The sequence below is a fragment of the Mycobacterium sp. NPDC006124 genome (assembly GCF_040614235.1).
Classification (GTDB): domain Bacteria; phylum Actinomycetota; class Actinomycetes; order Mycobacteriales; family Mycobacteriaceae; genus Mycobacterium.
This window is the reverse complement of sequence record NZ_JBEXUA010000001.1, coordinates 67,687-88,451: the sequence shown is the minus strand read 5'-3', so window position 1 is coordinate 88,451 and position 20,765 is coordinate 67,687. Positions and strand designations below refer to the sequence as shown.

At 65.5% G+C, this 20,765-nt stretch carries 23 protein-coding genes; 8 read left to right on the top strand and 15 right to left on the bottom strand.

Annotated elements, in window-relative coordinates; genetic code table 11:
• Positions 1-61 precede the first annotated feature (61 nt).
• The 4 genes from ABZ195_RS00430 to ABZ195_RS00415 all read right to left on the bottom strand — a co-directional run bounded on the left by ABZ195_RS00430 (position 62) and on the right by ABZ195_RS00415 (position 3,642).
• Positions 62-523, bottom strand: coding sequence for a cupin domain-containing protein (locus tag ABZ195_RS00430; protein ID WP_355214882.1), 462 nt, complete (start codon positions 521-523; stop codon positions 62-64).
• 171 nt (positions 524-694) lie between these two features.
• Positions 695-1,891, bottom strand: coding sequence for an alpha/beta fold hydrolase (locus ABZ195_RS00425; protein WP_355213839.1), 1,197 nt, complete (start codon positions 1,889-1,891; stop codon positions 695-697).
• Positions 1,892-1,926: 35 nt separating this feature from the next.
• Positions 1,927-2,847: an alpha/beta hydrolase gene (locus tag ABZ195_RS00420; protein WP_355213837.1), complete on the bottom strand. Its 921-nt coding sequence runs from the start codon at positions 2,845-2,847 to the stop codon at positions 1,927-1,929.
• A 51-nt stretch (positions 2,848-2,898) separates the two neighbouring features.
• Positions 2,899-3,642 (bottom strand): SDR family oxidoreductase, encoded by a 744-nt coding sequence (locus ABZ195_RS00415; protein ID WP_355213835.1) that lies wholly within the window; start codon positions 3,640-3,642, stop codon positions 2,899-2,901.
• A 77-nt stretch (positions 3,643-3,719) separates the two neighbouring features.
• Between ABZ195_RS00415 and ABZ195_RS00410 the strand changes: the two genes are divergently transcribed.
• Complete coding sequence (locus ABZ195_RS00410) at positions 3,720-4,340, top strand: TetR/AcrR family transcriptional regulator (protein ID WP_355213833.1); 621 nt, start codon at positions 3,720-3,722, stop codon at positions 4,338-4,340.
• A 33-nt stretch (positions 4,341-4,373) separates the two neighbouring features.
• Here ABZ195_RS00410 and ABZ195_RS00405 read toward each other — a convergent pair whose 3' ends face one another.
• The 7 genes from ABZ195_RS00405 to ABZ195_RS00375 all read right to left on the bottom strand — a co-directional run bounded on the left by ABZ195_RS00405 (position 4,374) and on the right by ABZ195_RS00375 (position 10,631).
• Positions 4,374-5,471, bottom strand: coding sequence for an aminotransferase class I/II-fold pyridoxal phosphate-dependent enzyme (locus ABZ195_RS00405; protein ID WP_355213831.1), 1,098 nt, complete (start codon positions 5,469-5,471; stop codon positions 4,374-4,376).
• Positions 5,472-5,522: 51 nt separating this feature from the next.
• A complete protein-coding gene (locus ABZ195_RS00400) occupies positions 5,523-6,020 on the bottom strand; it encodes a MarR family transcriptional regulator (protein ID WP_355213829.1) in 498 nt (165 codons plus the stop codon).
• Positions 6,021-6,065: 45 nt separating this feature from the next.
• On the bottom strand, positions 6,066-7,055 hold the full coding sequence (locus ABZ195_RS00395; RefSeq protein WP_355213827.1) for an amidohydrolase family protein: 990 nt from the start codon (positions 7,053-7,055) through the stop codon (positions 6,066-6,068).
• Positions 7,056-7,069: 14 nt separating this feature from the next.
• The gene (locus ABZ195_RS00390; protein ID WP_355213825.1) at positions 7,070-8,071 is read right to left on the bottom strand and encodes a 4,5-dihydroxyphthalate decarboxylase; all 1,002 of its coding nucleotides are present in this window, start codon (positions 8,069-8,071) and stop codon (positions 7,070-7,072) included.
• Positions 8,072-8,144: 73 nt separating this feature from the next.
• Entirely contained in the window at positions 8,145-9,038 is an 894-nt protein-coding gene (locus ABZ195_RS00385) for an aldo/keto reductase (RefSeq protein WP_355213823.1), read from the bottom strand.
• 70 nt (positions 9,039-9,108) lie between these two features.
• Positions 9,109-10,017 carry an alpha/beta hydrolase gene (locus ABZ195_RS00380; protein WP_355213821.1) on the bottom strand — a complete coding sequence of 303 codons (909 nt, stop codon included), beginning with the start codon at positions 10,015-10,017 and terminating at the stop codon, positions 9,109-9,111.
• Positions 10,014-10,631, bottom strand: a complete 618-nt coding sequence (locus ABZ195_RS00375; RefSeq protein WP_355213819.1) for a DUF308 domain-containing protein — start codon at positions 10,629-10,631, stop codon at positions 10,014-10,016. Before ABZ195_RS00375 ends, ABZ195_RS00380 begins: the two co-directional genes overlap by 4 nt.
• A gap of 198 nt (positions 10,632-10,829) precedes the next feature.
• On the opposite strand from ABZ195_RS00375, the gene ABZ195_RS00370 reads away from it, so the two are divergent.
• Positions 10,830-11,402: a helix-turn-helix domain-containing protein gene (locus tag ABZ195_RS00370; RefSeq protein ID WP_355213817.1), complete on the top strand. Its 573-nt coding sequence runs from the start codon at positions 10,830-10,832 to the stop codon at positions 11,400-11,402.
• 97 nt (positions 11,403-11,499) lie between these two features.
• Here the strand turns inward: ABZ195_RS00370 and ABZ195_RS00365 are convergent, their stop codons facing one another.
• From ABZ195_RS00365 to ABZ195_RS00355, 3 genes are all read right to left on the bottom strand, one after another.
• Complete coding sequence (locus ABZ195_RS00365; RefSeq protein WP_355213815.1) at positions 11,500-12,144, bottom strand: TetR/AcrR family transcriptional regulator; 645 nt, start codon at positions 12,142-12,144, stop codon at positions 11,500-11,502.
• A gap of 17 nt (positions 12,145-12,161) precedes the next feature.
• On the bottom strand, positions 12,162-13,013 hold the full coding sequence (locus ABZ195_RS00360; protein WP_355213813.1) for an oxidoreductase: 852 nt from the start codon (positions 13,011-13,013) through the stop codon (positions 12,162-12,164).
• Between the two features lie 156 nt (positions 13,014-13,169).
• Positions 13,170-13,997 (bottom strand): MerR family transcriptional regulator, encoded by an 828-nt coding sequence (locus ABZ195_RS00355; RefSeq protein WP_355213811.1) that lies wholly within the window; start codon positions 13,995-13,997, stop codon positions 13,170-13,172.
• 139 nt (positions 13,998-14,136) lie between these two features.
• Here ABZ195_RS00355 and ABZ195_RS00350 point away from each other — a divergent pair, with 139 nt between their 5' ends.
• Together ABZ195_RS00350 and ABZ195_RS00345 are read left to right on the top strand one after the other, a co-directional pair.
• Entirely contained in the window at positions 14,137-14,481 is a 345-nt protein-coding gene (locus ABZ195_RS00350; RefSeq protein ID WP_355213809.1) for a nuclear transport factor 2 family protein, read from the top strand.
• Entirely contained in the window at positions 14,478-15,344 is an 867-nt protein-coding gene (locus ABZ195_RS00345; RefSeq protein ID WP_355213807.1) for an SDR family NAD(P)-dependent oxidoreductase, read from the top strand. Before ABZ195_RS00350 ends, ABZ195_RS00345 begins: the two co-directional genes overlap by 4 nt.
• On the opposite strand, the gene ABZ195_RS00340 is transcribed toward ABZ195_RS00345, so the two are convergent.
• Positions 15,334-16,212: an alpha/beta hydrolase gene (locus tag ABZ195_RS00340; protein ID WP_355213805.1), complete on the bottom strand. Its 879-nt coding sequence runs from the start codon at positions 16,210-16,212 to the stop codon at positions 15,334-15,336. The genes ABZ195_RS00345 and ABZ195_RS00340 overlap by 11 nt on opposite strands.
• A 92-nt stretch (positions 16,213-16,304) precedes the next feature.
• Here ABZ195_RS00340 and ABZ195_RS00335 point away from each other — a divergent pair, with 92 nt between their 5' ends.
• The 4 genes from ABZ195_RS00335 (at position 16,305) to ABZ195_RS00320 (ending at position 20,750) form a co-directional block, all read left to right on the top strand.
• Positions 16,305-16,886 (top strand): TetR/AcrR family transcriptional regulator, encoded by a 582-nt coding sequence (locus ABZ195_RS00335; RefSeq protein ID WP_355213803.1) that lies wholly within the window; start codon positions 16,305-16,307, stop codon positions 16,884-16,886.
• 175 nt (positions 16,887-17,061) lie between these two features.
• Positions 17,062-17,925 carry an NAD(P)-dependent oxidoreductase gene (locus tag ABZ195_RS00330; RefSeq protein ID WP_355213801.1) on the top strand — a complete coding sequence of 288 codons (864 nt, stop codon included), beginning with the start codon at positions 17,062-17,064 and terminating at the stop codon, positions 17,923-17,925.
• Positions 17,926-18,267: 342 nt separating this feature from the next.
• Positions 18,268-19,266: a sugar ABC transporter substrate-binding protein gene (locus ABZ195_RS00325; protein WP_355213799.1), complete on the top strand. Its 999-nt coding sequence runs from the start codon at positions 18,268-18,270 to the stop codon at positions 19,264-19,266.
• Positions 19,263-20,750 carry a sugar ABC transporter ATP-binding protein gene (locus ABZ195_RS00320; RefSeq protein WP_355213798.1) on the top strand — a complete coding sequence of 496 codons (1,488 nt, stop codon included), beginning with the start codon at positions 19,263-19,265 and terminating at the stop codon, positions 20,748-20,750. Before ABZ195_RS00325 ends, ABZ195_RS00320 begins: the two co-directional genes overlap by 4 nt.
• Positions 20,751-20,765: the final 15 nt, after the last annotated feature.

Here is a 20,765-nt window from a genome sequence, read left to right as displayed (position 1 = left end):
AACGTGGTGTCCTGCTGATGCCAAATGTGAATTGGCGCCGCCGAAGAAGTGGACGCGCAATCTAACGGGGCGGACCGAGGATGACTTGACCGTGTTCCTCTGCGCCTTCGGCCATCCGCTGCGGCGAGATGGTGAAGTCGTCGGGTCTCGGGGTCGCCCGGTCCCGACCGGAGTGGCGGAACATGCCTTCGATGCCGGCCGGGGTGTTGATCATCAGTAGGTCGGCCGTGGCGGAGGTGATGCGATAGGCATGGGGGATGTTCTTGGGCAGGAACACTATTCCACCTTCTGCCAACTCCGTTTCCTGATCCTCGAGCCATACCAGCGCCGTGCCCTTGATCAGCATGAAGACTTCGTCCTCGCGGGTGTGCATGTGGTAGGGCGGTGCCTCACCCCTGCTGACGTCGAACCGACCAACCATCAACTGACCGTCGGTTGCCGCCCCGTCGAGCAAGATGGCCAGCGTGCCGCCGTCAAGCCATTCGAGTCGTTGTTGTTGGTCGGGTTGTGCCAGGTACGCCATGCTCACGACAGTTCACCCCTGATCTGAGATCTCGACTTCAGAACAGTCTGCGATGATCTGGTCGATCGCGGGCAGAACCGACCCAATTGGTGCGGCGGGTCGACGCACGACGGGCCACTCTTGATGCAGAGCGGAGGCCCGTCACGGGAATCACCAGCGGAACCTGGCTGATCAGTCTCGCGCCAGCATGATCAGGCGGTCGAGCACCCGGCCCCCGTCGGCACGCAGGCCATCGTGCAGATATTCATCGGTCAGCCAACGCCGCATCCCGGGCAGTAAGTCGGCCGTCTCCTCCGAGAAGTGACGCAGCACGTAGGGGTCGTCGGCATAGATCACGGCAGCGCACGGAACGTCGACCCGTGCCAGCACCTCGGCGTCGTACAGACAGGGCCAGTCATGTTGGGCGAGTTCCCGGGCGATGTCGGCGTAGGGCCGCAGCCCGGCCGTCTCCTCGAAGTGCCACGGGAAGATGTGCTCGGCCGTAAGGAGAAGGGATTCGCCACCGAAGTCGTCGGGCTGGGTCCGGTCGGCCGACCACCGCGTGGCCCCGCCGTCTGCCCAACTCGATTCGTGCAGGATCGCGTACAACGGATTTCGGGGACCAAACGGCAGCATCGCCGCTGCGTCGTGCCGGAACCCGGGCGAGGTGAAGTCGAGCTCGAGCAGGTGGTGCACACTCTCCGCGCCACCGCCCATGCCCAGTCGGTGACCGATGGTGCGCATCGAACGCCGCGAGATCGGATCACCGTCCAAGGTGTGCACCTCTCCTGCGTCACATCGGTCGAGCAGGTCCCGCAGGCGAGCAGCATCCTCCGGGAATCGCTTGTGGTAGTGACGATTTAGCGTACGCATCATGTCGTAGGCCGCCGAGTAGACGTCGTCGACGGGACATCCGACGGGCGGCAGGCCACCGGTGAAGAACACCTCGCGCAGGCTGTCCGGCGCGACGGTCAGATAGTGCAGCGAGCAGAAGCCGCCGAAGGACTGACCCAACAAGCTCCACGTCCGGACGCCGAGATGCTCCCGAAGAAGTTCCGCGTCCTGGACGATCGAATCGGCGCGGAAGTGCGTCAGCCGTTCCGCATCCTCGGCTCGCGGCGTCCCGTACGGCGTCGACCTGCCGGTGCCCCGCTGGTCGAGCAGGACGACGCGGTAGTCCTGAAGCGCGCGCTCGAGCCACGACGGTGACAACGCCCCCGACGTGGTGGGGCGGGGTGCCTCGTTGCCCGGGCCGCCTTGCAGGAAGAGCAGGTATGGCAGGTCCCGCCCGCCATCCCGGGCGATCTCCCGTGAGTAGACCTCCAGGGTGCGCCCGTCCGGGTGGCGGTGATTCAGCGGAACAGTGATCACGTGATCGTCGATCAGCACGGTTGAAGCCTAACCAGCACTCACACCTTCCGTCGTCAAAGATTCTCGGCGAAGAACCCACTCATCCGAGCTATGGCCTGATCCACGTACGTGGGCTCGTCATACATTTCGTAGTGGCCCGCGCGCTCGACGACGAACAGGTCGACGGGGTTGGGTGCCATGTTCCACAGCTTCAATCCCGCCTCGTACTGGCCGGTGTTGCCCCGGCGTCCTGCGACGATCACCTGCAGCGGTTGCGTGAGCAGTTGGTCGACGAGATGGAATGCGTCGTATCCGAGGAGCAGCGAATCACTCCGCAGGAGACGGCGGTTCGTCGAATGCTCGTGCTGTCCCCGCGGGGTTCGGTAGTACCTGACCGCCTCAGTCGTGTCGAGGTCGACGACACCGGCGGCCGACGCCTCTTCGGGAGTGTCCGGCAACCAGTTGACCCTCTGGAGGGTGTGGGTCACGACCTCGTCCGTCCGCGCCACGGCAAGATCCTCGAGGGCCCCCACGGGTCCGCCGGGTGAGAATCCCGCACTGCGCCACGAGTCGCCCATGTTGCCGGCGACCACCGTCGCGATCGCCTTGATTCGGTGATCCGTGCGCGCGGTGTGGACGGCGTAGCCACCACCGGCGCAGATGCCCAGTGCACCAATGCGTCCGGGGTCGATACCCGTGAGCGTGCTGACAGCGTCGATCACGTAGGAGATGTCTTCACCCCGCCGATAGGGATCTTCGAGGTCGCGGGGCTCCCCACCACTGTCCCCCTGATGTGCAGGATCGAATGTCACTGCGGCATAACCATTCTCGGCAAGGCGGGAGGCATAGTTGGCACCGATCTGCTCCTTCACGCTGCTGCCAGGCGTGGACAGCACGACGGCAGCAGAGGGATCTCCCTCACCGAAGCCCTCCGGAAGGTAGAGGTCCGCTGCGAGACTGATCGGTCCGCGAGGGATCGAGATGTGCTGTGGCATGGCGATGCGCCTTTCACGAGCAGTTCTGGACGGGGTGTTCTCCGATTGCGATCACAATTGCCCGGCGCCACCATCGACGTAGACCTCTGATCCGGTCATGAAGCTACTGCCGTCCGAGGCCAAGAATGCGATCACGTTGCCGATTTCATCGGGATGTGCGCGGCGCTTCATCGGAATGGACGAGGTCAGGTCGGCAAGAGCGTCGTCGGCGCCTGCGAACAGGTCGGCCAGGCCCGGCGTGTCGGTGACACCTGGAGCGACGACGTTGACGCGGATCTCGCGGTCGACGAGTTCGGCGGCCCAACTACGGGCCAGAGACCGGATCGCGGCCTTGGAGGCGGCATAGACGCTCGTTCCCGGTGCGGCCTTCACATCGCCGGCGGAACCGCACAAGATCACCGAAGCGCCCGGCCGGAGAAGCGGAAGCACTGCCTGCACGGTGAAGATGACGCCACCGACATTGGTGTTGAACGTTCTGACGTAGGGCTCCCACGTGAGATCGCCCAACACGGCGACCTCGGCGACACCTGCGTTGGCGAAGACGATGTCGAGCTTGCGACCACTGGCCTCGATGGCCGAGGTCATCCACTGGAGGTCGGCGCGATCGGTCACATCTGCTCGGATCGCACTGGCCTGCCCCGCACCGATCTCGGCGACGGCGTCGTCGAGCGCCTCTTGGCGGCGCCCGACCACGAAGACGTGAGCGCCGTCCCGGGCTAGAGCACGCGCTCCGGCGAGGCCGATTCCGGAGGTCGCTCCGGAGACGAGTGCAGTTCGTCCTGTCAATGGCGCCACGTGGTCCTCCTGTTTTGTACCGATCGGTTGTGCAGTTCGACCGTACCAGTTTTGTACCGTTCGGTAGAGTCGACTCCATGAGCGCTGATCAGCGACGTGTGGGTGGCCGTCCGCGCGCCTTCGACGAAGACCAGGCGCTCGACGGTGCGATCGACACGTTCTGGCGTCGTGGATACGAGGGCGCATCGTTGGCCGAGTTGACGCGCGCCATGGGTATCAACAAGCCGAGCCTCTACGCCGTCTTCGGCAGCAAGGAAGAACTCTTCGTCCGTGCTCTGGAGCGCTACGGCCGTTGCCGCAGAGAGGGGCTCGACGCGGCGCTCGCCAGATCCACCACCTACGAGGTCATCGAGTCCTACCTGCGCGCCACTGCGGAGTCGGCGACCCACGGAAGCGTCCTGGGATGTCTGTCAATTCAAGGCGGACTCTCGTGCGGGCCGGACAACACGCGCATACCGCAACTCCTCGCAGGCTATCGCGAGGGTCTCGAAGACACGGTGGCGAAGGCGCTGGCCAAGACCGAGGACGCATCGCCGCACCGACCTGGAGTCGACGACAGCGCGTCCCTCGCGGCATACGCCGTGGCGATGGGACAGGGACTCGCGGTACACGCAGCTGCCGGAGTGACGCAGGCGAAGCTCGACGCCATCATCGACGTCGCGCTCGCCGGCCTCGAGAGACTCCGCGGGATGCTCTGAGCCAGATGCCGCTGCCTAGACCAAGCTGCGCCATCACCGGCGAGTGGCAGTGTCGTCGAGTACCCGGGTAAGCGCATCCAGCCCACGCTCGAGTTCGTTGCGACCCAGCGCAATCCGGAGATGTTGTCCCGGTGCGCGCAGGGCGGTCGAGGGCACGGTGAAGACCTCGTGCTCGACCGCCAGGCGCCGGGCGACGTCCTCGGCGTCGTGGGTGAGCAGCTCGACCCAGGCGCTGGTGCCGCCCTGCGGTGGGGCGTAGTCGACGTCGTCCCGGCCGTCGACGAGGTCGCGGACCAGGGCGGCGTTGTCGCCGACGATACGGGTGGCACGGGCCTGCAGCCTGGGTGCGACGCGCAGGGTGTGGACGGCCAGGGCGTCTGTCACCGGCGAGGAGGACAGGGTGGTCCAGTAGCGGACGGTGCGCAGTCGGTCGCGTAGCCCCTCGTCCCGTGCGACCACCCACCCCACCCTCAGCCCTGCCGTGCCGAAGGTCTTGGACACCGATCCCACCACGACGGCGCCGTCGTGCAATTCCACCGCCGTGGACCTCGTCGGCCCGATGCCGCGGTAGACCTCGTCGCTGACGAGGACCGCGCCGGCGTCGTTCGCGAGGGCGGCGAGCTCAGTCACTTGTGCGTCGGTGGCCGTCCAGCCGGTCGGGTTGTTCGGCGAATTCACGACGACGGCGCGGGTGGTGTCGCGGATGGCGTCGGCGACCGCCGCCGTCGGCAACACCCAACGGTCGCCGTCACGGACCAGTGCCACCGCAGTGACCGACGCGCCGAGCGCCGCAGGCAGGTCGACGAGCAGCTGGTAGGCGGGGGTGACCACGACGACGTGGTCATCGGGCTCCAGCAGCGCGGCATAGACGGCGAGGACGGCTTCGGTCGCGCCCGCCGTGCACTGCACGTCGGATGCGTCGGTGCCGGGATGCAGGGCGGCGACCTGCTCTCGCAGTGCGGCCGAGCCGATTGCTCCGCCGTAGCCGAGCGCGATGTCGTCGAGCCGGGCTCCGGGTTCGAGCAGGTCGAAGACCGAGACCGGTTCGACGTCCGAGCTGCCCATGTTCACGGCGCACCCGGGCTTGTAACGGGCGAACCAGTCTTCCAGGGCGAAACGGGGCAAGAGCATGGTCAGATCCTCGTCGACGGCTTCTCGTCACACGGTGAACAGGAGGGGAATTCAGCGAGACTCGTCGTCACCGGCCGTCCTCTGCTCGGTACGCAGCAGCGCTTGCAACAGGTGCCCGCCGGGCATGCCTTCCTCACCGAAGAGTCGACGCTGCACGTCGATGACGCGAGGGAGTGCCGCGTGCAGCGCGACGAGCCCGGCCGTCGTCACGGCGACGCTCCTGGCACGTTCATCGGTCGAACTGCGGGGCCGGGTGATCAGTCCGCGCTGTTCGAGTGCCTTCATCATGTTGGAGATCTGCATCTTTTGGATGTCACCCGCCCGGGCAATCTCGGCCTGGCTGGCTGGTGCACCCTTACGGCCGAGCCATGCGGTGAGGGCCAGCGTCTGGAACTGAAGATGGGTCAATTCGAGGTCGGCGAGCGCGCGGTTGACCTCGCGGACGTAGTGGTGCAGCACGCGCCACAGGACGAAGCCCACGGCCCGCTCGGGCGCCCCCAAGGACACCTCGTCGAATAGCTTCGAGATCGCATCGGAATCAGCGCTCACGGGGCAACCGTACGGTTGCGGTGGGGGAACCGCCGACGGTGGTCATCACCGCTGAATGTCGGCACAGAGGCGTTCCCAGTTGCCGCTGGCGATCTTCGCCCGATCGGTCGGGCTGAGGTCGGCGTCGTCGAGGAATCTCCGGGCCGCACCGTCGGACGCGAGTTGAAACGGATAGTCGGTGGCGAACAACACCCGATCGACTCCCAGGACCTCGACCGCCCATCGGAGGTATCTCTGGCTGAAGATCCCACCGGGAGTCACCGAGACGTTCGTGGTGAAGTATTCGGACACCTTTCGTGGCAACCCGGCCGGCTCGGTGAGCAGGTCGACGCGGTCGAGGTAGAACAGCACGACCTCGCCCCAGTGCCCGAGGATGAGCTGCAGGTCGGGCAGGCGGTCGAATGTCCCTGACAGGACGAGGCGCAGCGCTTGGATGCCGGTCTCGTAGTGCCAGCCGATGCCGCCGGTCGCGAAGGCGGTGACGAGCGTGTGGTCGAAACCCTCGTAGTAGGACCGGCGCACCGGTGGCGGGGGTGATTGCGGGTGAAGGTAGAGCGGGCATCGCAGCTCGGCGGCGACTTCGAGGATCGGCAGGAAGTCCGCGTGGTCGATGTTGCGTTCATCGTGGCGACCGAACACCATGGCGCCGCTCAGACCGAGTTCGGTTACAGCCCTTCGTAATTCGTGGGCGGCATCGGCCGGGGCGCTGGTCGGCAGGGTGGCGAACCCTTGGAACCGATCGGGGTGCGCGCGAATGGTCTCGGCCATCACGTCGTTGGCGGCGCGGGCCAGCGGAACCGCGGTCGTCGGGTCGAGGTTCTCTACCCCGGTGGTGGTCACCGAGAGCACCTGCACGTCGACGCCCGCCTCGTCCATGTGGGCGATCCGCTCGTCGGCGAGATCGATCAGTCGTCGCCGAGTGTCGACCCCGCCGGACATCTCCACGGCGTAGTCACGCACCCCGGGCGGCACTGACTGCCACGCGTCGACGATCTCTGCCGTCGCAAAGTGCTCCTCCAAGGCAACGACTTTCATGGTCCTGCCTCCCGTCAGGTGTCCAGCAGCCCGTCGACGAACACGTCGTCGACGGCGAACCGGCGGGCAGTGATGCCCTGCTCGTGGTGGTACCGCAGAACGGCGTCGAGCGCGGCGCGATTGGCCTCGATGCCGTAGGGCCACCAGTCCTCGCCGAGCAAGCTGCGGTCGTCGGCGATGAGCTTGCTCAGCCACGGAATCATCGCTTGCATGTTGTTGAACGTCATGCCCTTGACCAACCCGTCGGCCATCGCATTCTTTGCGGCCAAGAAGCCGTCGTAGACGGCCCGAATCAGATCAGGCCGCGCAAGAGCCAACTCCTTGCGCACGACCACGGCGTGCATGATCGGGAAGATGCCGGTGCGGCGGAAGTAGTCCCGCTCGACCACGTCGTAGTCGGGGAACAGGCGGCCGACGGTGGGTGACTCCCTCAGAACTGCGGCGGGGGCGTCGGCGGAGATCAGCGCGTCGATCTCACCGGCCTCGAGCATCTCCCCCAGATCCGCTTCGGGGCCGGCCCAGCTCACCTCGACGTCAGCCGGGTGAGGTTGAGGGATGAAGTCGAGCGGGTTCAGCGGAAAGTCGATGCCTCCGATCACCCACCGGCACTGCTGCGGGGTCAGCCCGAATTCATCGGACAGGATGCCCCTGGGCATGATGCCCGCGTCGTGCCCGTACACGGCGAGTTCACCGATCGTCTTGCCCGCCAGGTCCTGCGGCCGAGTGATGCCCTTGGTGGTGTTGACGTAGATCGCCGAGTGCCGGAAGGAACGGACGGGAAACACGGGTATCGCGAGGAACGGGGGGTCGTCGAGTTCCATCGTGCGCAGGAAGTACGTCATGCCCAGTTCGGAGACGTCGTAGGCCCGGTCGCGGATCATCTTCTCGAAGATCTCGGTGACGATCCGTCCGCTGTGGAACGTGGCGTCGACGCCGTCGATGCGTACCGTGCCGTCGACGAGTGCACGCGTGCGGTCGTAATCCCAGAACGCGATGTCCAGCTGGGTGTCGGTCATGGTCGTTGCCTCCTTCGGCGTCGAATGCCACACCAAAGGTATACACGTTTACTATCTTGCCGTCGACCGGCGATCAACCGACAGACGCGCTCAACTCGTCGACCTGTGCCGTCGTCAACCGCACGTCGACGGCAGCAAGGTTCTCTTCCAGATGCGCGCGCCGCGACGTGCCCGGGATGGGAAGCATCGCCGGCGAGAGATGCAACAACCAGGCGATCGCCACCTGGCCCACAGTGCATTCGTGCGCCCGCGCGATGGCGGCAAGCGTTCGGTGTGCCGAGTCGAGCCCGCCCTGCGCCACCGGCGCCCACGGAATGAACGTGAGCCCGTCACGCTCGCACACCTTCAAGATGTCGCTGGCGTCCCGGTCCATGACGTTGAAACGACTTTGGACACTGACGATATCGGCGATTCGCCGGGCTTCGTCGAGCTGCGCCACCGTACATTGCGACATGCCGATCGCGCGTATCTTGCCCTCATCCTGGAGCGCCTTGAGCTCGCCGACCTGTTCTGCCAGGGGCACTTTGGGATCCACCCGATGCAGCTGCAACAGACCGATGTGGTCGACCCCCAACCGGCGCATGCTCATCAACACCTGCTGACGCAGGTATTCGGGTCGTCCGACCGGTGGCCACGCCGCCGGCCCGAGGCGTCTCGGCCCGGAGTCGGTGTCGATGACGTCCGGCCCGTTTCGCGTCAGGCCCGCCTTCGTCGCGATCATGACGTCATCTGGATACGGATGCAGCGCCTCGTACAAGATTCGTTCGGCGACGTGCGGACCGTATGAGTCGGCCGTGTCGATGAACTGCACGCCCAGGTCGACCGCCCGACGGGCCACGGTGATGCATTCCTCCCGGTCCTCGGGCTCACCCCAGATGCCGCGGCCCGTGAATCTCATGGATCCAAAGCCCAAGCGCGAAACTGTCTTACCGGCAATGTCGATCGTCTCCGGATTCGCGTTCACCATTGCAACTACCTCAACTTCCTGCGTTTGCCTATAGGTCATCGGGACCGGGCGGGCCGATCAGCCGCAAGCGCTACGAGGTCTCGCCCCGAGCTGCCGCGTCGAACTCGCAGAACATCCTGGTGAAGTATTCGGGCTGTTCCTCGGCCACCCAGTGACCGCAGTCCGGGACGAGTCGATCCGTCACCGACTCAGCGATCTCTTCACACATCGCTCGGAAGTTGCTCGCGAGAGGCCCGCACGCACCCCCCGAGGCCAGCACCGGGACGGTGAGCTTGCCGTGTCGCTTCAGCGCGGCGCGATTGTCGTCGGCGTCGCGGTCGAGTTCCCGGTAGACCTCGCACAATGCGCGAATCGCTCCCGGGGCTTCGAACGCGCGGGCGTAGACGTCGAGGTCGTCATTGGATATCGCATCCGGTTGGTAGCTCAAGTCGTCGAAGAACCGGTTGACGTACCAACGTTCACGTCCGTGCACCAGGTACACCGCGATGTCCGGGTTGGCATGAAAGGAGAACTGCCAGGCGGACTTCTGAGTTACGCGCCACTCGTAGTAGGCGGTCCCGGGTAGCGGTGCTTCCATGAAGGTGGCGCTCACGACCTCGTCGCGATAGCGCAGCGCGAAGCTCAGAGCCAGTGCCGACCCGAGATCATGTCCGACCAGCGAGATGGGCTCCGCCACGCTCAGCGTCTCGCGCACGAGGCTGTGAATGTCACCGGCCATCGTCCACTTGTCGTACCCGTCTCGGGGTTTGTCAGACGCGCCGGCGCCGCGATAGTCGGGCATGATCACGCGATAGCCGGAGGCGGCGAGCGGCATCATGACCTTGCGCCATTCGTATCGCGTCTGGGGGGCGCCGTGGAGAAGCACGACTGTCTTGGTTGGTTCAGGCGGAGTGAGGACCGTATAGCCGATGCGGATCTTCTCGTCCTGGTCGACCCAGGCCCGTCCGTGGTGGATCTCCACGTCGCGCGCCGTGGTCACGTTCCTTCACCTTCGTGTGACCGCAGGGCGCTGGCCTGACGTCGGCGTCGCGCAGCCGAGACGGTCAACCAGACAGCTGACACCAGGAAGTAGAAGGCGCCGAACGCGGCGTAGGGGGCGACGTCGACGACGCCAGGCGTCTCTGGCCCACCGGCCGCCAGAACGAACACTGCACCGGCAGCGGCGGATTGAGCTCCACTGATGATCATCACCCACTGCGCTCCAGCGCGTTTCCATCGGCGCACAGCCGTTGCGAGTTGCAGCAGCCCCGACAGTGCCGCCCAGACGCCGAAGACACCCAAGACGGCATTCAGGCTCACGGTGAGTGCGATGGCGACGGCCACGGTCGTCAGCCCGCTGACCGCCATGTTGAACGCCTGGGTGGGATTGGGCCGCAAGCCGCCGTTCTGCCGTGCGTCGAGCACGTTGGCGACGGCATCCCACGCCGGGTAGGACAGCAACAGTGCACCGCCGACGAATGCCGACGTGGCGCCGACGGTAAGTGCCGCCGCGACCCAAACGAGCGAAACGACGCCTCGTGCTGCGTAATGGGATGCCAACTTGCCACTGGCATCAGCGCTTTGGTGATGCTGTCGGAGTAGTTGATCGGCCATGCGTTCTCCTTGAATGGTGTTCGAAGTGGTCACTCGATCTCGTTCAGTGGCGAGATGGCTCAACGGCCCCGAGGCAAGACGCGACCCTGGGCATTGCCGTCGAGGAGGGTTGGCGGGTCGATTCCCCTGCGACGTTGGGTCCGTCGTCGTCGTGGCCTCTCGCGTTGTAGTCGATTGACTACAAGCTACTGTAGTCAGGTGACTACAGCAAGTGGTGGGCAGACCAACGCGGCCAAACGTGTCCGTGCCACCGTGCTACCCCATGCGGCAGACCTGTTCGCCGAGCGGGGTCCGGCGGCGACGTCCATGCGCGATATCGCCGATCGGTCAGAAGTCAACGCCGGATTGATCTTTCGACACATCGGCACGAAGGAGGCGGTCGTGGCGTCCGTGCTGGAGTACCTCGCCGACGACCTGGCATCGGCGCGAGACGCCCATGCCTCGCGCGAGGTGATCGAAGCTCGCGCCGAACGCAGCTGGCGAGTCATTGCCCGTGCACTTCTCGACGGATTCGACGTCGCGCGGCTTCAGCAGCGATTCCCGAACATCGACCAACTCTTGGCAGACGCCCGGGATCAGCACGACGACGACTACGCAGCACGTGTCGCCACTGCGGACGCGATTGCACTGCAGCTGGGATGGCGACTCTTCGGCCCCTTCCTCAGGGCCGCCACCGGACTCGACGAACAAACCGTCGGGCTCATTCCCGCTCCGGCAACCGGTGTCATCAGCGCACACCTGGGTGACCCCCGCGGCCTGCGACACGACTGATGCGTCCGACGCCGTCAGTCGCTCGGCGGCACCGGGTCGACGAAAGGCCGCGGCCAAGGGTGCTCTTCACCCCAGCGCTCTAGGGCCCGTCACCTCATCAGAGGACCGGTGACGGGTTACCCGAGGCATTGGCCCATGTCGTCAGTCGCGTCCACACGATCAGACATGTCTGCCTGGCCTGCTCGATCTCGTCTGGCGAGACCCGAGCAGCCTGGTAGAAACTACGCTCGATCATCCAACACAGGGCACGGGCAAGTGCCTGTGCGTCACCCGGGCCATCCCCTGGCGACACACCCGCTCGACGCAAGGTACCGGCGATCGCGTCGATGAAGACGTCCGCGGTGCGGGTCCACAGCTGGTCGATCTCCGTGACGGTCGAACTCAGGTCGACTGCCGCGCGCATCACGGCCCCGTGCTCGCGCCAGAGCTCTGCGGTCCGCCCCAAGGCGGTGGCGAATACCGCTTCGGGCGCCGCCGTGTCGTCGCGCAATGACTCCGACTTCTGCTCCAGCAGCACAGTGGCACGGGCGACCAGTGCCGTGACGACGTCTTGCTTGGACGCGAAGTAGAAGTACAACGCAGCCCGAGTGATTCCAGTCGCCGCCGCGATGTCGCCTACCGTCATGCGAGCGAAACCATGGGTCGCCAACAGGTCCTCAGCGGCATCGAGGATCTGCTGTTCGCGCACGTCTCCCTTGCGCTGTCGGACCGCAGAACGCCGTCCCGGCGACGAAGTGGGCATCACCTGCACAGTCTGTCTCAGTGCGACGCCAGTTGCGCGCCGTCGGCGAAGTCGGTACTGCGGGAGAGCGTTTCCCACGTGCGGATGTCGCGGTCGACGGCCGACCGGGCGGCGCCGATGAGTCGCAAGGCATCGGAGCCCAACACCAGGTGTGCCGGGGGTGACGGCTCTTCCAAGATCGACAGGACGGCTTCAGCCGCTTTGACGGGGTCGCCCAACTGGTTGCCACTGGCCTTCACACGAGCTGCGCGGATCGGCTCGAAGAGTTCGTCGTAGTCGTCGATGACGCGCTCGGCTCGGGTCATGGACCGACCAGCCCAGTCCGTGCGAAAGGACCCGGGCTCGATCGCGGTGACGTGAATGCCGAAGGACGAGACCTCCTTGCCCAGTGACTCCAGCAGACCTTCCACGGCGAACTTGCTCGCGCAGTACGCCGACATTCCGGGCACCGCCATCAAACCGCCCATCGAGGTTACCGCCATCAGGTGACCACGGCGGCGCTCACGCATGTATGGCAGCGCCGCCTGCAACGTCGCAGCCACCCCGAAGACGTTGGTGGCGAACTGTTCTCGCAGCGCGGCAAGCGGAGTCTCCTCGAAGATGCCCTCCACGCCGTAGCCGGCGTTGGCGATCACCACGTCGATCGGACCAACCGTCGCCTCGACGTCGACCACTACCTGTCTCACCGCGGCGTCGTCGGTGACGTCGAGCCGGCGGGCCAGGCTGCGACCAGGTACCACCGCCTCGAAGGCAGCGCCGTCCTCGTCCTTGCGGACGGTGCCGACGACGCGATGTCCGGCGCGCAATGCAGCGACGGCGAACGCGCGGCCCAGGCCGCTGCTGACACCAGTGATCAAGAAGGTCTTCATGCTCCACGTCTCCGTTTCGACATCGCTCGATGCCTTCATCGCAGTCTACAGAACGTCAACAATAATTGACGGACCGTAGATTACCAGATTGAGCACGGCGCTGCGAGAGCAGCGCGAGCCAGCTGCCTCATTCGGGTCGGCGTGTCGGGGGCTCGCTCATTCTGGCGGTTGGGCGGTGCTGAAGATTGGCCAACAGATTTCGGTGGCGGTGAATGTCGTTGGCTCTGAGTGCGTTCCGCCGATGTAGTGCTCGCGGATCGGCCCCTGATGGCTGATCAGACGTTCGTTCACGTAGGTGCCGAGAGCCGCGTAGCTGCGGTCGATGCCGTCGTGACCGCCGGAGTGGGTGAGAACTGCGAATTCAGCCGGGGGCAACACCTCGGCCCGAACGCCGTCCGGGGGGACCGCTGATTGCGGCGCGGCGACGAAGAGCTTTGCCTCGCCCTGCGTTTCGAGGAACAGTGCGCGTTCGTAGAGGCCACCCGGCACGACGACGCAGTCGTCACCTGCTGCCGTCGCGACTGCGTCCCGTAGCGTGCTCAGTGCCGATCCGAACCAGCTGTCGATCTCGGCAGTCGCGATGGTGCCGCCGACGGCCCACACGGCGAGCGCCGGCTCGTAACGTACCTCCACGTGGGCGGGTGTCTGCACGGGAAAAAGTAGTTCGCGCAGCGCGCCAACGGTGTCACGAGTGTGTTGCAGCTGCGCCTCCATCTGTTCGAGATGAGTCGTGATGATGTCGTTTCGGTCCGCGGCGTCTTCTGAGCTCAGCAGCGCCTTGATGTCGGGAATGGACATGCCCAGAGACCTGAACCGGCGGATGATGTGTGCATGGTCGACTTGGCTGGTGTCGTAGAAGCGGTAGCCGCTGTGGGTGTCGACGTGCGCTGGCTCGAGGATGCCGATGTCGTGGTAATGCCGTAGCGCCTTCCTGCTCAGGCTGGTCATCACGGCGAAGTCGCCGATCGAGACTCGAGCGCCCATGGCGTCCTCCTTTGCGTTCCCTTAGCCCACGTGACGGGACTTGGCCATCCTCAACCCTCCCCTCGGGGCAAGGTCAACACAACGGCGCGAGCCGAATCGGGGTTGACCTTCCCCTTACGGGAACTCGCATCGTGGGGTCATGACCAACGCCACAGACTGGGATGCACTCCCAGAGAACGTAAGAACGTTCATGACTGCCCTCGACGCCCGGGAGGTCGATCGAGTGCTGGCCACACTCGCCACCGATGCCGTGGTGACCGACGAAGGCCACGACTACGCGGGCCATGACGAGATCGGATCCTGGATCGCCACCGCAGCCGGCGAATACACCTACACCACCGAGTTCACCGGTGCCCTGACGACCGGCACGACCGTCGACCTCACCCAGCACCTGGAGGGCGACTTCCCCGGTGGGGTAGCCGACCTGCATTATCGCTTCACCATCGACGGCGCCTCGATCAGCCGGGTGGTGATCGAGCCATGACCAAGAGGTGGTTCATCACCGGAGGCACGCCCGGCAACTTCGGGATGGCGTTCGCCGAGGCGGCACTCGAGGTCGGGGATCGTGTGGTTCTCACGTCACGGCGCCCCGAGGCACTGTCGGCGTGGGCGGAGCAATACGGCGAGCGTGTTCTGATCGTCCCCCTCGAACTCACCGACACGGCGCAGGTGCAGGATGCGGTGCGTGTGGCCGAGGAGCACTTCGGCGGTGTCGACGTGTTGGTCAACAACGCCGGTCGCGGGTGGTTCGGATCGATCGAGGGCATGGACGAGCCCTCGATGCGAGCAATGTTCGAGCTGAACTTCTTCGCGCCACTGTCCGTGATTCGCGCGGTCCTGCCAGGGATGCGGGCCCGAGGCAACGGGTGGATCGTCAACGTGTCCTCGGTGGCCGGGCTCGTCTCGGCGCCCGGATTCGGCTACTACAGCGCGACGAAGTTCGCCATCGAGGCGGTCACCGATGCGCTTCGCAACGAGGTCGCCGGGCAGGGTATCTCCGTACTGGCGGTCGAACCGGGAGCGTTCCGCACCAACGCCTACGCCGGCTTCGCGAACGAGCCTGTTGCGGAGCGGATTCCGGACTACCACGACCTGCTGGAGCAGGTTCGCGCCACATTCGTCGAGATGGACGGTGTGCAGCCCGGCGATCCGCGCCGAGGTGCCCATGGGGTGATCGCGGCGATGGCCCTGGACCCGCCGCCTCGAAGGCTGGTTCTGGGCAACGGCGGCTACGACGCCGTGATCGACAGCCTGGAAGCGACCCTGGCTGAGATCCGGTCCAACGAGAACCTATCTCGCAGCGCGGATTTCCCCGACAGCGGCGGAGCCGGAGGCGTCATAGGCTGAGGAAGTCGGCGGCGACGCGTGCGAAGTCATCGTGAAACTGGAAGATGCCGCCATGGCCGGAGTCGGGGTAGATGATCAGCTGGGACCCCTTGATGCGCCGGTGAAGATCCTCGGAAAGTGCCGAAGGCACCATGCGGTCGTTGTCGCCATTGGCGATGAGCGTCGGCTGGCTGAGCTTCGCCAGGTCCGACGGCGCGGAGCGCCCGAATTTCTGGATCGCCTTGAGCTGCGTTCGAAACGCCGTGACGCCGATCTTCTCGTCGCGATCGGTAGTGCGCTCCTCCAACCGCTTGACGAATGCCTTTCCGGCGGCCTTGCCGGCGGCGTTGCGGTTGAAGAACAAGAACTCCTTCGGATCCGACCGGGTCAGAGTCGCCCGCAGGATGTCCCAGTACGTCGTGCGAACGACCTTGTCCATGTCCTTGCCACCGCGCGGGCCCGTGCCGGTGAGAACGAGCTTTCGTACCAGGTCGGGATGCTCGACCACGAGATCCTGGGCAATCATCCCGCCCATCGAGAACGAGAAGACGTCCACCTCGTCGAACCCAAGTGCGGTGATGAACGCATACGCATCGTCGGCCGCCTCCTCGATGGTGTCGGGGACTTTACCGGTGGACGCTCCGACACCCTTGTTGTCGAAGGCGATGACATGTCGACTCTTCGCGATCGGGTCGACGATGCGCGGATCCCAGTTGTCCAACGTGGCGGCGAGGTGGACGAAGAAGATGACCGGTATGCCACCCCTGGGGCCCAACTCGCGATAGCTGTAGGTCGTGCCGCCCGCGGTGACGGCCCGAACGGGCGCCTGTGCGTAGGAGGTGACGACGGGTTCGGTGCCGTCCTTCCACGTCGTCGTCTTCGTGGTCATTCGTTGCCTTTCACGCCTAGGAGGCGGACTCCGGTATACCTTTTGGTGTACTTGCCTTGCGACGATAGTAAACCGATTGGTATATTGCAAGCATGCGCGTTCGCGATCGACTGACTTCGGCCACTGCCACCCTGATGCAGCGTCACGGCGTGGCGGGCACCGGCATCGCGCAGATCCTCGAGACGAGCGGGGTCACCCGCCGTTCGATCTATCTGAATTTTCCTGGCGGGAAGGCCGAACTCGTCTCCGCTGCAACACGTTCTGCGGGCGACGAGATGACCGCCACCATCCGCGAGTACCTCGACCAACCAAATCTCGTGGCCGCATTCACCCAGATGTGGAGCGATGTCCTGGTGAGCACCAACTTCAACGGCGGCTGCCCCATCGTCGCCGCGGCATGCAGTCGAGACGAGGCCCCCGAGGCCGCTGCCGCCGCCGCGGATGTGTTCGCCGACTGGGGTCGGCTCCTCACCGAGAGATTCACGGGTGATGGGGTGGAACCCACGGTGGCACAATCACTCTCGACGACAGTCGTCGCCGCCGTCGAGGGCGCGGTGATTCTCTCGCGGGCGGCGCGGTCGACCACGCCACTCGATCAGGTAGCCCACCACCTCGAGGAACTCATCGCCGCGAACCGTCCGACCGCCGGACGCAGGCGCCGCGCGGCGAACTAGCGCCGATCCGCACGCAATTCGCGGGACTGGCTGCGAGCGCCCCCGGTGCCCAATCCGTCACCGAGACCGTGGAGGCCGCACATGTACATTCGGACTGAACACCCCCATGATGAGCTTCACCAATTGGTCGCTGCCAGTGCGTGACGACCACTCGGCACGACGAGAGGACGACACCATGGCGTCACTGGGATTCATCGGGCTCGGGACGATGGGCGCCGGAATGGCGCGGCGCCTGCTGGACGCGGGCCACGACGTCGTCGTGTGGAATCGATCGAAGGCCGCCGCCGAGCCGTTGGCCGCCGCCGGCGCCCATGTCGCCGCAAGCGTCGACGAGGCGCTGCAGTCGGATCTCTCCTTCTCCATGCTGGCCAATGACGACGCCGTCCTGAGCGTCCTCTCCGACGACGCCTTGGCCTCCGCCCCCGGCGGGACCCACGTCAACATGGCAACGGTGAGCATGGACACCGCGCGCACCCTGGCTGCCAAACATCGCGTCGCCGGAATCGGTTACGTCGCCGCTCCCGTGCTGGGCCGGCCGCATCTCGCCGCCAGCGGTCAACTGAACATCGTCGCCGCCGGCGCGTCCGCAGACGTCGAACGTGCACGCCCCTTCCTCGACGTGCTGGGGAAGCGAATCTGGTCCGTTGGCAGCGAGCCAGAGCGGGCAAACCTCGTCAAGATCGCGGTGAATTACAACCTCATTCACACCCTGCAGGCACTCGCGGAATCGGTGACGATGGTCGAGCGCGGCGGCGTCGCGGGTGACACCTTCATCGAGATCCTCACCGACGCGGCCTACACCGGAAGTGCCTACGGCGGTTACGGTCCGATGATCGTACGGCGACGCTACGAGCCCGTGGGCTTCACCGTCGCCCTGGGCCTCAAGGATCTCGGGCTAGCCGAGCAGGCGGCGGCCGACACCGGCACGACGCTACCCACCAGTCCCACGTTGCGATCGTTGTTCGAGTCCGCCCTGGCCGACGAAGACCTCTCCACCTTGGATTGGTCAGCGATCGCCGAGGTCACCCGTCGACTCTGACGGAGCCGCGGGGCGGCTCGAGAGTCGACGAGCCGCTGCAGACGCGCGGTCTGACTACAGTGTGGCTACACACCGCGAGTGAGAACTGCAGTCGTGCTCGCGACGAGACCGCGGCACATCCAGGCAGATCGCGCTCGGTACACGGACTCTAGCTGGGAAGATGCTCTGGAACGGGTCTCACGGCAGACGGCGGCGTCGTCAGCTGAAGAGGTTCAGGTCACAATCCGACTGTATAGTGAGAGTTGACACACTGTTCACCGTCACCCTAGGCTGACGACGGCAAGAGGCCGCCTGCGACGACACCCCTCCGCCGGCCTCGAAAGTCCACGAGGAGATGACGGAATGACGAACCTGATGCGCCCACTGACCGCGTGCGCGTTGAGCCTGGCCTGCGTGGCCAGCCTGTCCGCGTGCAACCGCGGTTCCGAAGCATCCTCGACGACCGTCGGGTACAGCACCTACACGGTGTCCAACCCGTTCTTCGCCGGCATGCAGAAGGGACTCGACTCCGGTAGCAGTCAGAACGGCTATCAAATGGTGACGACCAACGCGAATGGTGAACCAAGCCAACAGGTCAGCGACATCGAAAACCTCCTGAACCGCGGCGCCCAGTACCTCCTGCTCACTCCGGCCGACGGCAAGGCCGTCACCCCGGCCCTGAATGCCGCCATGGCGAAGAACGTTCCGGTCATCTCGATCGCCGACTCCGTCGAGGCGGACATCACCTCGACGGTCAATCTGGACAACGTCGCGGCCGGTCAGCTGGCCGCCCAGCAGATCGTCCAGTTTCTGAACACCGTGAACGGCGGCCCCCGCGGCAACGTCGTCAACATCACCGGAATCATCGGCACCCCTTCGGCTTCCGACCGCAACAAGGGCTTCCTCGACGAGGTGGGCAAGTACCCCGACATCAAGATCGTGGCCACCCAAGATGGTGGCTACGACACGGAGAAGTCCAATGCGGCGATGAACGACATCCTGCAGGCCAACCCGAAGATCGACGCCGTCTTCAACGGCAACGACGCCGAAGCGGTCGGGGTCAGCGCGGCCATCGAGGCCGCCGGGCGCTTCCGGCCAGTGGGCACCCCGGGCCACATCTACGTGATCGGGGTCGACGGTTCGAAGCCCGCGATCGCCAACGTCCGCGCGGGCATCCAGGACGCATCCGTCAGTCAGAACCCGATCAAGATGGCCGAGAAGGCAATCGAGTTGGTCGCCGACCTCAAGGCGGGCAAGGAGGTTCCCAAGAACGTGGTCTACCCCGCACAGTTGATCACCAAGGCCAACATCGACTCCCCCGAGGTCAAGGCGTACGGCATCTGGGCAGACGAGGTGCAATGACCTCCGGCGCAGCGGAGTTGACACTGGAATCGCTCACCAAGTCCTACGGCGGAGTGCACGCCCTGACCGACGTCTCCGTGACATTGCGCCCCGGCAGCGTCGTCGCGCTCGCCGGCGAGAACCGCGCGGGCAAGTCGACCCTGATCAAGATCCTCGCGGGTGCCGTATCAGCCGACCGGGGACGGGTTCTGCTCGACGGCGCCGAGTTGCCCGCCGATCCCAGACGCGTCATCTACGCCGGTGTCAGCGTCATCTATCAGGAGCTGACCGACATTCCGGACATGTCCGTCGTGGACAACGTGATGTTGGGTCGGCCGCTGCACACCGCCAACATGACCAACCGACGGGGCAACAAGCGTGCCGCCCGCGATGCGCTGTCCCGGGTCGGACTCACCGACGTCGACGTGACCCGAGCCGTCAGGTCACTGACTCTGGCGCAACGTCAGCTGGTGGAGATCGCGAGATGCCTCGCGCGCGACGCCCGCGTGCTGGTCTTCGACGAGCCCACCTCCGCGCTCCCCGAACACGACGTCGAGAACCTGCACGCTCTGATCGGGCGGCTCAAGCAGGAGGGGCTGACCATCGTCTACGTCAGCCACCACCTCGACGAGTTGTTCGCGATCGCGGACAGGATCTGCGTGCTCCGCGACGGGCGGATCGTCGACGACCGCCCAATCGCCGAATGGAGCGAGCCGTCGTTGATCAAGGCCATGCTCGCCAAGGACCTGGAGCAGGCCTACCCCTTCGAGGCGCGGGATCTCGGCGAGGTTCGCCTGGCCGTGTCCGACCTGAGCGCACCCGGCATTCGCCACGCGACGGTGACCGCGCGGGCAGGCGAGATCGTCGGTCTCGTCGGTCTCGCCGGTGCGGGACGAACCGAACTGATGAAGGCGATCGCAGGGATCCACGACGCCTCCGCCGGCACCGTCACCCGCGACGCCACCTCATTGCGGACGGGCAGCATCGTCGCGGCCAAGAAGCTTGGCATCGTGTACTCGCCGGAGGACCGCAAGACCGAAGGCGTGATACTGGACAAGAGCATTCAGGACAACATGATCTACGGCCTCTACTCCCGGGTGTCGCGTTACGGCATCCGGATGCCAGCTGCCCAGCGGAAGTTTGCGACGGCGGCGATGAAGCGTTTCGGCGTCAAGGCGGAGTCGCCGGCCACGGCCGTCGGCATGCTGTCCGGGGGAAACCAGCAGAAGGTCGTCCTAGCCCGAGCAGCTGCGGGGCAGCCCTCCGTCATGCTGCTGGACGATCCCACCCGCGGCGTCGACGTCGGTGCGAAATCCGGTATCTACCAACAGATCACCAACCTGGCGAAGACCGGTGTCGCCGTCGTGCTGACGAGCTCGGACACCGACGAGGTGCTGGCGATGGCCGACCGCGTCTACGTCCTTCGGGCGGGTCGGGTCGTCGGCGAAGTCGCCCGAGCAGAGTACGACCGCGAACACATCCTCCACCTCGCCGCGGCGGGCTGAGCGAAAGCGCACACC